Genomic DNA, 13,971 nt, shown 5'->3' with positions numbered 1-13,971 from the left:
CTGACCTTATATTTTGCATCCCAAGATGTTGGGATTAGCTGGATTTGAGTGCAATTGGAAGCGAGAAGGGGTACTGCTAGGGTGATCCTGAATTGAACGGCGATGGGTAGGGGAATACCTCTAAGAACTTAGGCTGGTTCCGCTACATATAGCATCGAAAACTGACAGGTGGTTGGCCTACAGTTACTTTAGGCTATCGGTTAAAGAACATTCGCCTTCTCACCAAACCGATTAGTTCCGTGGCTAAACTGAGAGCGATCACCCAATCGCTGACCGGCAGCTATGAGTTGCTTGCCATAGGCAAGTTGAGGTCGCTCCCAGTCTTTCAATGCTTTGGTCACTTTGTGATCGTGTTGCACTAATGCATCTGCCAAGGCAATCGCGTTTGCTGCTGCCTTTGCTGTACTTGCGGCGGTGTGTGGACGGGGGATAAAAGCAGCATCACCGACCAATGCGACCCGTTCAAAAGCCATTTGCGGCACTCCCATATCTAAAATTGCCTGTACAAATGGTTCTTGGGTAGCTGCAACCAGTTTCTGAAATGGCGGAGCCAGGACAGTCTCAGCATAGGAGCGCATTTCTTGCTCCACTGTTGAGGCTAGTAGTCCAGGCGGAATGGAATAATCTCGGCGTTTGCCTTGCTTATCTGTCAAAATGCGAGGCAATTCTGTTGTCTCATCATAGTTGACGTACCAGACCCAGTTGAAACGGCGTTTTCCAGGCTTTAGAGATTCGTGCTCACCAGGAATCACATATTGGAGAATGTGGGAACTGGGGAACTGATAAAATACAAAGCGCTCGGTAAAGAGCGCGGCAGCCTCCTGCTCTAGTTCAGCTTCGTTGACCAGTCCTCGATAAGCAACATAGCCAGCGTAGCGATAGTGGGAATCTGGTAGAAAATGTTGTCGCACCGTGGAGTTTGGTCCATCGGCGCCGATCAGTAAATCAGCTGTGTCACGAGTTCCATCGGTAAAGATAGCGCTTACCTGTTCACCGACTTGCTGAATGTCGCTCAAGCATTTGCCGCAGTGGTAATGTTCAGATGGGAAATGTCGCCGCATGGAGACATACAGTAAGTTCCAAGAGGTTAGCGTTTGACGCAGCGGCATCGGTTGAGCAATGCTGCCATCTGGGTTTAGGTAATAGCGTTCATGGGCCACGACTCCCAGTGCCTGAGCCTCAATACCTACCCGTTGAAACGCTTCAACCACATCCGGCTGAAGGACAATACCTCCCCCTCGACTGTCGAGATCATGGGCGGAACGTTCGTAAATATCGACCTCCCACCCGATCGATCGCAGCATGATCCCGCTAAACAAGCCGCCAAGCGAGCCGCCGATTACAATGGCACGTTTGCCTGTAGTTTTCATAAGCATTAAACCTTTGTTGAGGATTTTCAGGTGAGCCGTGTTACAACTTCTGTAGTTCATGCACTGTGGTTTGCAAAGCGGCCAAAAAGGCTTCTACGCTTTGGGCACCCACTATTGTTTCCTTGCCGATTTTGATGGACGGTACGCCCCGAATATTTCGGCTTGCTGCCTGCTGTTCTAGTGCTCTTACTTCCTCAACCCCTTGAGTTGAAGTTAAAAACGTCACTACATCTGCGTCTAGACCAACTTCAGCCGCAAGTTTGGCGAGAGTTTCAGCTTCAGCAATGTTTTGTCCTTCGGTAAAGTAAGCGTTTAGAATTCGCTCAGCCATCTCGGTTGCTTTTCCTGCTTGATCCGCCAACCAAGTTAGACGATGGGCTTTGAGGGTATTAGGCGTGACCTGGATCAAGTCATAGCGAAATTCAATGCCGTCATTCTTAGCGACCTCTACAGTGTGAGCATCTAGGGATTGAGAGTAAGCCCAACTACCAAACTTGTTGGAGCGATAGGTTTTGCGATCCATACCTGCTTCGGGCATGGACGGGTTTAGCTCAAACGGATGCCAGACGCGCTTGATTTCTATCGGCGTTTTGAGTTGTTCAATTGCTCGGTTGAGCCGTGCATCAACAACCAGACACCACGGGCAAATGAAGTCAGAGGTGATTTCGATCATTAAATTCATGGTCGTTTCCTATGCTTAAGTTGCAGCTAATTGCTGACACTTCAACCATACTTCCGTTTATTAGCAATGATAATATGGCGATTAAGCTAAACACTTTTGCGTTTTCTGCAATGGCAAGAGGATTCTCAGCCAATGGATCAATTTGCGGCGATGCGTGCTTTTGTAAAGGTGGTAGAAACTGATGGCTTCTCTGAAGCGGCACGGCAATTGCAAATGGCTGTCTCTTCTGTAACTCGGCAAGTGAATGCTTTGGAAGAGATGCTCAATACTCAGTTACTCAACCGCTCCACACGTTACTGGGAGGCAACCTTGGTTTGAAGGAAATTACAGCAATGATTTGATTAGGGTTGATTCATGCATCTTCCTATTTTTTGTCAGCGTACAGCACTAAAAAAAGTGTAGGTAGCGGTCGCGAAGATGAGAAGCCATTCATTCTTATGAAAAGTAGATTCACTAGCGCCAAGTAACGCCAGCGAGAATTACCATCTCAGAAACCTAATCTCACTCTTCTACGTAAATTTTCTACTCACTCACGCTCTAGCTCATTCCAGCCTCATCATCCCAGCCCAGAATAGTTCCTAAGCTCACAAGCTTTGGTCACCCCTTCAGCTTGTCTGACTCAGTGACAGTCAGACCATAGCGGCTACATATCCGCTGCATTTCTGCGTTGACCTTGTCGCGTACACTCAGTGGTAAGACGAGGCAATCGCCGCCGTAGGGCAGCACCTCGCGACTGAACCAGACGGCACCACAAAGGCCTATGAACCTCCGGTGCCCAGTCTGCCAGTTCAGAAATTGGCTCCTGGTCTCTGACGCCAAACCCAATCGTGAACAACTCTATAGGAGTGTAAGACCTTACACTCCTTTCACTTTTGGTAGTCCCACCGCTCCTCTATCACTATATGGCTAACCCTCCTCGCAAGCCCCAGGCCTGGCTTGCCCTGTTGCTCTTTGTCCCCGTCACTAGCATCGGCACCTTCGTCAACCTGCATCTTGCGCCGGGCGCCATCGGTTGGACAGTCTTTGGCCTGGGGCAAATTTGGGTGTTGGTTCTGCCGCTCCTGTGGCTCTTGTGGGTAGAGCAAGGTAAACCCCGAGTGCAGCTATCAGGTCGAGGCATTGGCTTCGGCATCCTCTCAGGGCTGCTGATCTTCGGCGCGATCCTGGCGGCCTATTGGCTGATTGGAACTCACTGGCTCGACCCCGCAGAGATTCAGGCCAAGGTGCAACAAATTGGACGGCTCAACCCCAGTACCTACCTGCTCAGTTCTATCTATTGGTCCCTGTTTAACTCCCTGGCTGAGGAATATAGCTGGCGCTGGTTTGTATACCGCCAGTTCGAAGCGCTCCTGCCCCGCACCCCAGCAATTGTGCTCAGCGCCCTAGCTTTCACACTCCATCACATCATTGGTCTGGCCGCCTATGCTGAGTGGCGAGTTGTTTTGCTGGGGTCAGTAGGTGTGTTTATTGGGGGAGCGCTATGGTCCTGGAGCTATCAAGCCTACCGTTCCATCTGGCCTAGCTACATCAGCCACAGCCTTGCCGATATCGCCCTCGCTATCGTTGGTTGGCAGTTGCTGTTTGCTCAAGCTGCCTAGCGGTTGACGGCTAATGGCAAGCTGAATGATGAGATAAACACGGCCTAGGGTTTAGGACAGCTTTCAGGAGGGCAGTTAACCTCAACTGAGCGAATTAAAGCGGTGTTCTGAAACTCCTGGGTTGTGTTGTACTCTTCAGTTGGCGAAGGATAAATCCCTGCAAATCCCTCTTCAACCGCAGTCCTAAAAAAAATGTCTTGAGCGGGTTGAGCCGCAAATTTTACATATTCCCTAGACTCATTGGAGGTGTTGTAAGACAAGGTTGCCTCTCCATAAATTGCTTCGGCTTGCTGGATGGATGTTCCCGGTCCTACGCCTTGAGTTGTACGGTAGCGAGAATTATCGGTTAGTAGCGCTGTAATCACATCTGAATCACCTAGCGTGGTTCCAGCCGGATAAAGAATGTAATATTGCACCTCTCCTGACTGAATGACTGCAAGCGCATCGAAATCTACGATAAAGGGGGACTCTACCTTGAATGTAGAGCCTGCTCCCAGTGCTTGTTTTAGCTTGCCTAACGTCATTCCCAAACGAGCAGGGCCAATTCCTTCTGATGAAATAGTTTCAGCAGTTGGCAGGCTGCTCCGCTCTGGAGAACTAGTGCTAGGAGTCACAGACTGCTGGACTGAGGAAGAGGTTGTACTACTAGAGCCACAGCCAGCTAGAACTAAAACCAAGCCGGTTGTAATCATCAAGGCAAACAGTTTTGAGGCTTTATTTATCACGATCAAAGTTGAAATAGCCTCTCATATTAGCAACATAGATCAAGTAACACGATTAGTAGGCTTTTGTCAGCTTTTGGTGATCTAGGTCTTTTGGGTATACGCTTTACTTGGCAATGCTATTCCTATATTTCTATGCCATGAAGGTTGGTCTGTTTATCCTGATTTTATGCCTATTGCCATTTGGCGAAGCGATTTTTTAGGGATCTGAACTATCAAATTAGTCCTAGAAAATCCGCTCAATTGCTCAAGTTATTTCTACGGGTTTTCAAAGAATACTCCCATTAATCTTTCCCTTCAATTCCTTGGCAATCAACGATCGTGCTAATTTGCATTAATTTTTCTGAATTGCGCATTGTAAATGGAAATGGAGTCGATGCGGCCATCCACAATGTCAAACATCAAAGCACTAAAAATGCATCCGTTCAGGCTATAAATGATGCTGGGTTGCCCATTAATCTCAACCAAGCGAGAAGTTGCTTCGGAGAGCCACTTGCGGCGAATTGCCAGCAGGAACCGAGACGCTTTCATTGCGCCGGGCAAAGGCTTGAGCGCAGCAACGACCTTGCCACCTCCATCGGCCCAGAATGAGAGATCCTTTGTGATGTCTCCAAGAACTCCAAAACTGCTTTGTCTTCGAACGAAGGCGAGTTCGCTACATCGACGACAACCTGAGCGCCTGCAAGCGCGCCCGCCAGTCCCTCACCAGTAGGTCGTCCTGATGCAGAACGCTTAAGTTGCGTTTTCACTCAAAGAACTTACGTGGTCTAGATTGAGCGCTCATTGAAGAATGAGGTGTAGCCAGGTGGACAGCAAGCTCACCAACTTAACGGCGAACAAGATGAGCAGCATTAACGTGCTTGAAAAGAAAGAATAACCATGGCAGATCAGTTAAACAGAGCAATTGTGAAGGGCACATCCCAGGGCATCGAAGCCGGTGCAGTCGAGTACGCGCAACAAGGTATTCGCATCAATAGCGTCTCTGCGGGTTTTATTAATACCCCACTTAATACGCCTGAAATTCCTGACTTCTCGAAAAGCCTGGCTCTAATGGGACGCTTGGGTAAAGTCAAGGAGATTGTCGATGCAGTTTTCTATCTGATTGAAACGCAGTTCACAACTGGAGAAATCCTGCATGTGGATGGCACCACTTTCGCTGGGAAATGAGGAGGTAGCTATGTCACAACAACATCTGGAAGAACGGTTGAAGCAATCGGGGATTGCGCTACCAGCGGCCCCCCAGCCGCTCGGTGCTTATATCCCAGCAGTTCAAGTTGGCACCTTGCTCTTTGTCAGCGGCATGGTTCCAGTTGTGAATGGAAAACCCTACTTAACTGGGCGGCTTGGCGCAGAACGCACCGTGGAGGATGGCCAGGAGGGGGCTAGAATTGCAGGGCTGAATGCACTAGCTGTCGCGAAGTCTGAACTGGGGAGCCTTGATCGGCTAAAGCGAGCCGTGCGACTCAATGTGATTCAGCTGGCCATACCAGAGTTCACTGAACATGCGAAGGTGGCCGATAGTGTCTCAGATCTGTTCGGTCAGCTGTTTGGAGCAGAAAACTCTCACACCCGCTCGGTCCAAGGTGCTGCAAGTCTTCCTGGTGGCTATACCGTGATTCTTGAAGTCATTTTCGAGATTACCGCATAGAGTAAACCTGCTGTGGGTGAGCAGATTATCTAAGGCCATTAGCAACAGTGGCTTTAGTGATCTACTTGTGCCATCTTCCCTGCTCACTTATGCCTGACCAATTCCAAAGAGGACGAAATATTGTGCAACCAATGACACATCAAGGATTTAGGTTCTTTGCAACTGCCCTATCAAAAGGGCAATTATAGAGGGCGTCTGTTTCAATCCCTCAAAGGGATTTAGGTTCTTTGCAACGGTCATTCCCTGCCCCAGAGCGCGAGTTTGATTGACGATGAGTGAGCTGACCAACTGCCAACAAGCGGACTGCAAGAGCTTGTTTTGAACGAACTCACCAACCAACTGGTGAATGAGGAAAGAGCGCGATTGCTCAACACCTTCAATCGGTTGCTAAACACGATGTGCCTGCCAAAGGCGAATGCATTAATGCTCAATTGCCCCTAATGCTTTAAGGGTTGATTTTTGAGCCGCGGTCAATCCGATTGCGCCTTGAATATTCATACCTTCATACAGGCGATCGACCGTTAACGTTTCAATACAGCGCCCTGTTTGCACATCCCACAGCTTGATAGTGCGATCGTCACTTCCACTGAATAGAATTTGACTGTTAGAGCTAAAGATGACTGACCGGACCCAAGCGCTATGTTCATCCAGGATGTGTAGGCAATGCCCCGTTTGCAGATCCCACACTCGAATCGTTTGATCATCACCGCCGCTTGCCAGGAATCGACCGTTGGGACTGATGGCAACCGTCCAGACAGCTCCTGTATGCCCCTGAAAAACCTTCAGACATTCTCCAGTTTGCCTATCCCATAATCGAACTGTTTGGTCCTGACTGCCGCTTGCTAGCCGATGACTGCTGGAATCGAATTCCAGTGCAAAAATTGTGCCCATATGTCCCTGCGATATCCTCAAACATTCTCCAGTTTGCACATCCCAGAGACGAATGGTGAGATCAAAACTGCCACTTGCCAGCCATTGACCGCTGTTGTCGAAGGCAATCGCAGCAATACCGTTTTGGTGTCCGCTTAACACATGCAAACAGGAATGCGTCTGTGCGTCCCACAGACACACAGTGCAATCATAACTACTGCTTGCCAAAATTTGTCCCGTTGGACTGAACAACGCTCTCCACACAGCCGCGTTGTGCGCTGTCCATCGATCGAAGTGCTCAGTTTGAATATTCAATAGAGCGATCGACTCATCATGTCGATTGATCGCCAGCGTTTGACCATCGGGACTAAAACTGACATTGCTGAATGATGCAGTCCGACGGGTTGGGCTGGGAAACGTTTTGTAGGGGTGATACGATGACAAATTGCCATCTGGTTGCAAATGCCATAACTGAATCATTTCACTCTGACCACTACTGGCAAGGATTTGGTCATCTGAACTGAGGCTCAGGGAGTGAATCCCACCCGTATATCCACGCAACATTTTCAGGTTTTTTCCGCTCTGTAAATGCCATAGCCGCACTGTCTGGTCTTCTCCTGTACTGACCAACAATTGACCATCAGCACTGATGGCAAGCCCAAAAACATCGTGGGTATGACCCTCAAGGACATAGATGGGTTGCCCTTCTTGAATATCCCAAACGCGTAGCGTACCGTCGAGGCTGGCACTGACTAACCAATGACCATCCGGGCTAAAGGCAATGTTCCAAACCCAGTCGGTGTGTCCTTGCAACAGCTTGGCACTGGAATTTATGAAGCTGGTTTTTGGCTGCCGATCGTGAGAGAGAGCACCGCTCCACAGTCGAATCGATCCATCCCGACAGCCGCTAGCGAGCAGTTGACCATCAGGGCTGTAGCGCACACACTGAACTCCACTGGTATGCCCTTGTGAGACACTTAAGCAGTTCCCATTGCTTACATCCCAGATTCGAATGGTTGCATCATTACTGCTACTGGCTAGAGTTTGCTGATTCGGCGCGAAGTGGACAGAATAAACGCTCTGGGTGTGTCCTTCCAAAACACGCAGACACTGCCCTTGCAAATTCCAAACACGCACCGTTTTATCTTCACTGCCAGTTGCTAACTGCTGACCATCGGGACTAAAACCCACTGATCGAACGCCACCAGTATGTTCTGTAAGCACCTGCAAGCATCGCCCACTCTGGACATCCCACAAACGCGCAGAACTATCGCTACTGCTGCTGGCTAACGTTCTGCCATCGGGACTAAAGGCAACTGACCAAACCCAGCCGATATGACCTTCAAAGGTAGCTAAGAGTTGGGTTGTAGTGATGTTCCAGAGATAGATGTTGCCAATGGAATCACCCACTGCCATCAGCTGAGTGTCTGGGCTCAGATCGATCGACATGGCAATACTGAGTGTTTCTGAAAAGCTGGACTTGGCAAAAGTGGCATTTTGAAAATTGACCCCAGCTAAATCGACCTGTCTCAGGTCGGCTTGCTGCACTACGAGACCCGAAAAATCTGAGCCGCGTAAGTCCACTTGAAGCTGCACCAGCAGGTTAATCAGGTTGCCTGCCACGTATCCTGGTTTCTTTCCCTGTTGCTTTAATAGGTGCTTTGCTTGTGCCTCGATCGCTTTCACACTGCCAAAACAAGACAGCAACTGTTCCATCACAGGCTGCATAATTAGGCGCGTCTGAATCTCTCGAATGTAGTCTTTTGCTTGTACTCGCAATAAGGGATGCGTTTGCCAAAGGTTAAGCTGCTGCGTCTCAAATTCGATGCAAATCTGCTGTACAAACCGCTCGGTGACGTATTCCATCACCACAGGTTGCAAGAAGAATAACCCCTCTGTTTTTTCGATTAGCGATCGCCGGAGCAGAGAATTAATTAAATTAGGTACACTTTGTTGAGCAGCATGATCAACCACATTCTCTCGAATATCTGCGATCGAGACTGGCTCCCGATGAATTGCAAACCAGGACAGTGTTCTCTGCTCAGCTTCAGAGAGGCGAGCGAACTGACGGTCTAGCAAATCGCGGATGTCTTCAAAAACAGCCAATCCCTGACTGAGATAGGGCAATACCTCGGTAATGCTGCCGTTAAACAAATCCTGAATTGCGGCTGCCGCCAGTTTCAAGGCCAGAGGATTGCCACCGTAGTGGTGGATCAAAGTCTCCCATTCGGCTTCTGAACCTGCAAATGCTCCTTTTTGTTGAAAGATGGTGCGTCCATCATCAGGTGTCAGTCCGCTCAAGCTCAGCGCTCGCACTAGCTCCTGTGCACCTTCCAGCAGCGCTATTTCGCGTGGCTTTTCTCGACTAGTGAGCAACAAACAACTGAGGTGAGATGTTTCACCAATGGCTCTGAGCAACTGCCCGTAACCTTCGTAGCCCGCTCGCCATTGTCCCACTGGCTCACGTCGCAAGATGGTTTCAGTATTATCCAGAATTAACAAACACCGACGCCCTCGCAGATACTGCATCAGTTTGGAGATCTGCTGATCCAACGTGGTGGGAATGAGCGGATCTTCCCCGTAGAGCGGCATGAGAAACTTCAGCAGGCTCGACAGGAGTTCAGCCAGTGGTGGCGCATTAGCCAGGGAGCGCCACACGACGACCTCAAACTCTGCTTGCATGCCAAGCGCAGCTTTGACGGCGATTGTACTTTTGCCAATGCCACCAATGCCCAACAACCCGACGATGCGGCAGCGATCAGCGACAACCCACTGCCACAGTTGCCTCAGTTCTGCCTCACGTCCATAAAATGCTGAGGCATCCACCGCCGTGTCCCAGTCCTGTTGGGGATTGCTCCAGCGGCTTTCTGTCTCTTCAGATGCGGCAGGGGAGGTGAGGTCTGTCTTGGTCAACTCCAGCCCAAAGGCCCGGAAGAGGTACTCCAGGGACTGACGATCAACTCTCAGTTCGCGCTTGAAGATACGACTGAGAGTATTGAGGGAGAGACCGGTGCGCTCGCTCAGCTCTTCCTGGGTGAAGTGCTTGCCCCAGGTTTCGTCTGCTTCTGCCTGCTGTTTTGCCGTCTGGAATCTTTGCCATCCCTGAGGCGATAGGATAAATCCTCGCCCTCGCCCAGCAGTGGAGCGACCCTGTCCAGCTCTTGATGACAATGACTTGGAATCCTTTGATGGTTTGGAGTCCATAGATCAGCCAATGGTGTAAGGGACAGAGCGGATCTTCCCTCAAAGTACCGGGGGTTTCTTCAATCCAGGCTTGACAAAGAGTTTCAGCAACACAGATTGACAGGCAGATGATTCTATCTGGGCTGAAGTATATCAGGTTCAATTGCTCCTGGTTCGCTTCCTGCGGTTGCTCTCTAATGCAGAACGACTAAGTTGCGTTTTTGCTCAAAGAAATTGAGTGGTTTGCATTGGGCGATCGCTGAAGAATGAAGTTAACCGAGGTGAGCAGCAAGCTCATCAACCTAAAGAAAATCAAGATGATTAGCAATCCTGTAACCAGTCAAAGCATGAAACTCGAGGTTGTGGTCTTGCCCGTCTCCGATGTCGATCGGGCTAAGGACTTCTATAAAACGTTGGGATGGCGGCTAGATGCCGACTTTGTCACTAGTGAGGACTTCCGGGTGGTGCAGTTAACTCCTCCTGGATCGGAAGCCTCGATCATCTTTGGCAAAGGAATTTCGTTAGCTGTGCCGGGTTCAGTTCAAGGTCTGTACCTGATCGTTTACGACATTGAAGCCGCCCGTGCCGAACTCGTTGAGCGGGGCGTCGAAGTGAGTGAAGTGTTCCACGACATCGGCGGGATCTTCCACCACGCCGGAACCGAGGGACGGGTATCGGGTCCCGATCCGAAACGCCGTGACTATGCTTCCTTTGCCTCATTTAGTGATCCAGACGGCAATGGTTGGGTGCTCCAAGAAGTAAAAACTCGCGCCCCCGGACGATAACAGGAGATCTATCGCTTGAGGGTGAAAAGGAGCCAAAAGTATCAAGCTTTTCGCTTTTTTTGAGCCTCACCATCAGTGCAGCAGTCATGCACTAACCGAAAGAGTTAAAGCTAACAAACTAGCCAATATCTAAAACGAGGACACAAGATGAAAACGCAGAAAGTATGGTTCATTACCGGAGCTTCCAGAGGCTTTGGGTTAGAAATTGCCAGAGCCGCCCTAGCAGAGGGCGACCAAGTAGTGGCGACGGTTCGCAGTCAGCCCGAACAACTCGCCACTACCCTGCACAACCACCCAGATCTGTACGTTGTGCAGATGGATGTCACCCAGGAAGACCAAGTACAAGCGGCAGTCAAGCAAGGCATTGCCCGTTTCGGTCGAATTGATGTCTTAGTCAATAATGCTGGGTTTGGCATGATTGCTGCGATTGAAGAAGCCACGGATGCCGAAGTTCGCAAACAATATGACACCAACGTGTTTGGGTTACTGAACGTGACTCGTGCCGTGTTGCCTTACCTACGCCAGCAAAAGTCCGGGCGGGTGATTAATATCTCGTCTTTGTTTGGCTACGATGTGGTTCCAGGCTGGGGATTGTATGGATCCACTAAGTTTGCAGTCGAGGGTCTCTCGAAAGGGTTAGCAGTCGAACTGGCCCCGCTCGGCATTCAGGTTACGACGGTAGCCCCCGGTCTTTTTACGACCGACTTCCTGAGCACTGAATCCTATGCTGCCGCTAAAACTATCATCGACGATTACCAGGCAACGGTAGGACGGATGCGGATCGGGGCCGATGCACTACATGGCAACCAGCCCGGTGATCCGAAAAAGTTTGCCCAGGTGATCCTTCAACTTGCCAATACAGAACGTCCGCCGCTGCATTTGCCTGTCGGCAAAGACGCAGTCTCGATGTACCAGAACAACGCCGCGAAAATGGCCCAAGAAATCGAAGCATGGCTGCCAGTTGCTACCAGCACTGACCACAACCAGCGTGTAATGGCTTCGAATATAGCCTGACCCTAACTCTATCTAACCCTTGAAAGTAATGAGCAGGCCAGTTGGAAATTGAGCAAGCTTAACTTGCAGTTTTACTCAAAGAACTTGAGTGGCTTGCATTGGGCAATCACAGAAGAATGAAGTTAATCGTGGGCAGCAAGCTCACCAATCTAACGGAGAACAAGATGAGCAGCAATCCCGTAAACAGTCCAAACATGAAACTCGAAGTCGTAGTGTTCACCGTTTCCGACGTGGAGCGCACCAAGGCATTCTACGAGAATCTCGGTTGGCGACTCGACATCGACATCGCGGCGGGCGGCTACCGCAACGTGCATGTGACGCCGCCCAACTCGGACGCCTCAATCATCTTCGGCAAGGGAGTTACTCCTAATGATCCTGGCCCAGTGCAAAACCTAGTCCTCGCTGTAGACGACCTCGATGCCGCCCGCCAAGACTTGATTGCCCGTGGTGTCAACGTCAGCGAGGTTTTCCACTACGCTGGCGGCCCCTTCAACAACGCCGTGGAGAACCCACGCGTCAGCGGGCGCGACCCGCAAGGCCGTTCCTACTTCTCCTTTGCCTCGTTTGAGGACCCGGACGGGAACCTCTGGTTGCTGCAGGAGATCACAACGCGGCTGCCTGGTCGTCTGTGGGACTCTCAGCAAACACAAAACATAGACGTTGCAACCCTTGCGGCCCTTCTGCGCGAGACAGCAGAGCACCACGACCCCTACGAGAAGACGCACGCCGAGCACAACTGGTGGGACTGGTACGCGCCCTATCTGAGTGAGCGTCAGAAGGGCAGCAGTCCGGAGGAGGCCGCCGCCGCCGCTGACCGTTACATGGAAGTTTTTTCTGCTCTTCCAGAGGCTGCGGCCAGAGTTGCCACACCCGCCTAATACGTCAGCCAGTAGGTAGCGGCAGAGGCTTACGAAGCAATGATTTTTGCTCAAGAATCCAGGGCGGCGTTCAGGTCGCTGCGCCCGAGGCCGTGGACGGCCCTGGATCTCGCCTCCTGTCCGCAGCCTCACTTTGAAACCTGCATAAATGTGTCGGCAGCGTTCCTTCGCTGATAAAACCATGCAAAAGACTAAAAATATCCTTGCCAGTCCGCTCGTTAAAGCCGCCGCCGTGCAGATCAGCCCCGTGCTGTATAGCCGGCAGGGTACCGTCGAGAAGGTCGTCAAGAAGATCCGTGAGCTGGGCCAACAAGGCGTCCAGTTCGCGACCTTCCCTGAGACCATCATTCCCTATTACCCCTACTTCTCCTATGTGCTAGCCCCGTTCGCGTTGGCCAAGGAACATCTGCGGTTGCTTGAAGAGTCGGTTACGGTGCCGTCCGCCGAGACCCAAGCAATTGCCGAAGCCGCCAAGCAAGCAAACATGGTCGTTTCGATCGGCGTCAATGAGCGCGACGGCGGCTCGATCTACAATACGCAGCTTCTGTTCGACGCAGACGGGACGCTGATCCAGCGCCGCCGCAAGACCACGCCTACTTATAACGAGCGCATACTCTGGGGCCAGGGTGACGGCTCGGGCCTACGTGCCATCGACAGCGCCGTTGGGCGCATCGGACAACTTGCTTGCTGGGAGCATAACAATCCTTTGGCCCGGTATGCGCTGATTGCCGATGGTGAGCAGATCCACTCGGCGATGTATCCAGGCTCGTTTGCTGGCCCGTTGTTCGCAGAGCAAGCGGAAATTAACGTCCGCCAGCATGCCATTGAATCTGGCTGCTTTGTCGTCTGTGCGACGGCGTGGCTGGATGCCGATCAGCAGGCTCAGATCATGAAAGACACGGGTTGTGCGATCGGGCCGATTTCGGGGGGCTGCTTCACCGCCATCGTGAGTCCCGACGGCCAGATCATTGGCGAGCCGCTCAAAGTGGGCGAAGGCGAAGTGATTGCCGAGCTTGACTTTGGCCAGATCGACGCGCGCAAGCGGCTCATGGACGCACGCGGTCATTACAGCCGCCCCGAACTGCTCAGCTTGCTGATCGACCGGACGCCCGCGTCGCCCATCCATGAACGCACCGCACACCCGAAAGCTGATGCCTTGCGCGCGGCTGTCGCAGAGGAGAGGGCCGTCGAGGTCCTATAGTCCCACCGTATTTATCTAAA

General features: G+C 51.2%; 14 protein-coding genes. 8 read left to right on the top strand and 6 right to left on the bottom strand.

Features of this window, described 5'->3' with window-relative positions; genetic code table 11:
• Nucleotides 1–200 precede the first annotated feature (200 nt).
• The gene (locus H6F94_RS16370; protein WP_242041243.1) at nt 201–1,370 is read right to left on the bottom strand and encodes an FAD binding domain-containing protein; all 1,170 of its coding nucleotides are present in this window, start codon (nt 1,368–1,370) and stop codon (nt 201–203) included.
• 40 nt (nt 1,371–1,410) lie between these two features.
• Nucleotides 1,411–2,052 (bottom strand): DsbA family oxidoreductase, encoded by a 642-nt coding sequence (locus H6F94_RS16365; RefSeq protein ID WP_190803315.1) that lies wholly within the window; start codon nt 2,050–2,052, stop codon nt 1,411–1,413.
• A gap of 132 nt (nt 2,053–2,184) precedes the next feature.
• On the opposite strand from H6F94_RS16365, the gene H6F94_RS16360 reads away from it, so the two are divergent.
• Both H6F94_RS16360 and H6F94_RS16355 read left to right on the top strand, forming a co-directional pair.
• Nucleotides 2,185–2,370, top strand: coding sequence for a LysR family transcriptional regulator (locus tag H6F94_RS16360; protein ID WP_277878107.1), 186 nt, complete (start codon nt 2,185–2,187; stop codon nt 2,368–2,370).
• 584 nt (nt 2,371–2,954) lie between these two features.
• On the top strand, nt 2,955–3,650 hold the full coding sequence (locus H6F94_RS16355) for a CPBP family intramembrane glutamic endopeptidase (RefSeq protein WP_190803314.1): 696 nt from the start codon (nt 2,955–2,957) through the stop codon (nt 3,648–3,650).
• Between the two features lie 44 nt (nt 3,651–3,694).
• On the opposite strand, the gene H6F94_RS16350 is transcribed toward H6F94_RS16355, so the two are convergent.
• The 3 genes from H6F94_RS16350 to H6F94_RS31720 all read right to left on the bottom strand — a co-directional run bounded on the left by H6F94_RS16350 (nt 3,695) and on the right by H6F94_RS31720 (nt 5,121).
• Nucleotides 3,695–4,264: a hypothetical protein gene (locus tag H6F94_RS16350; RefSeq protein ID WP_199320477.1), complete on the bottom strand. Its 570-nt coding sequence runs from the start codon at nt 4,262–4,264 to the stop codon at nt 3,695–3,697.
• A 432-nt stretch (nt 4,265–4,696) separates the two neighbouring features.
• Nucleotides 4,697–4,903 carry a hypothetical protein gene (locus H6F94_RS16345; RefSeq protein WP_190803313.1) on the bottom strand — a complete coding sequence of 69 codons (207 nt, stop codon included), beginning with the start codon at nt 4,901–4,903 and terminating at the stop codon, nt 4,697–4,699.
• Nucleotides 4,900–5,121: a hypothetical protein gene (locus H6F94_RS31720; protein WP_199320476.1), complete on the bottom strand. Its 222-nt coding sequence runs from the start codon at nt 5,119–5,121 to the stop codon at nt 4,900–4,902. Before H6F94_RS31720 ends, H6F94_RS16345 begins: the two co-directional genes overlap by 4 nt.
• A 130-nt stretch (nt 5,122–5,251) precedes the next feature.
• Here H6F94_RS31720 and H6F94_RS16335 point away from each other — a divergent pair, with 130 nt between their 5' ends.
• Nucleotides 5,252–5,539, top strand: a complete 288-nt coding sequence (locus H6F94_RS16335; protein ID WP_190803312.1) for an SDR family oxidoreductase — start codon at nt 5,252–5,254, stop codon at nt 5,537–5,539.
• Between the two features lie 10 nt (nt 5,540–5,549).
• The gene (locus H6F94_RS16330; RefSeq protein ID WP_190803311.1) at nt 5,550–6,020 is read left to right on the top strand and encodes a RidA family protein; all 471 of its coding nucleotides are present in this window, start codon (nt 5,550–5,552) and stop codon (nt 6,018–6,020) included.
• A gap of 420 nt (nt 6,021–6,440) precedes the next feature.
• Here H6F94_RS16330 and H6F94_RS16325 read toward each other — a convergent pair whose 3' ends face one another.
• Complete coding sequence (locus H6F94_RS16325) at nt 6,441–10,061, bottom strand: WD40 domain-containing protein (RefSeq protein WP_242041242.1); 3,621 nt, start codon at nt 10,059–10,061, stop codon at nt 6,441–6,443.
• 359 nt (nt 10,062–10,420) lie between these two features.
• On the opposite strand from H6F94_RS16325, the gene H6F94_RS16320 reads away from it, so the two are divergent.
• From H6F94_RS16320 to H6F94_RS16305, 4 genes are all read left to right on the top strand, one after another.
• Nucleotides 10,421–10,858: a VOC family protein gene (locus H6F94_RS16320; protein ID WP_199320475.1), complete on the top strand. Its 438-nt coding sequence runs from the start codon at nt 10,421–10,423 to the stop codon at nt 10,856–10,858.
• A gap of 147 nt (nt 10,859–11,005) precedes the next feature.
• A complete protein-coding gene (locus H6F94_RS16315) occupies nt 11,006–11,872 on the top strand; it encodes an oxidoreductase (protein ID WP_190803308.1) in 867 nt (288 codons plus the stop codon).
• Nucleotides 11,873–11,988: 116 nt separating this feature from the next.
• On the top strand, nt 11,989–12,750 hold the full coding sequence (locus H6F94_RS16310; RefSeq protein ID WP_199320474.1) for a VOC family protein: 762 nt from the start codon (nt 11,989–11,991) through the stop codon (nt 12,748–12,750).
• A 181-nt stretch (nt 12,751–12,931) separates the two neighbouring features.
• Complete coding sequence (locus H6F94_RS16305) at nt 12,932–13,951, top strand: nitrilase-related carbon-nitrogen hydrolase (protein ID WP_190803307.1); 1,020 nt, start codon at nt 12,932–12,934, stop codon at nt 13,949–13,951.
• Nucleotides 13,952–13,971 lie beyond the last annotated feature (20 nt).

It is taken from the genome of Leptolyngbya sp. FACHB-261 (assembly GCF_014696065.1).
Taxonomy (GTDB): Bacteria; Cyanobacteriota; Cyanobacteriia; order FACHB-261; family FACHB-261; genus FACHB-261.
Note: the sequence above shows the minus strand (reverse complement) of the source record. Positions and strands in the feature narration are given on the sequence as shown.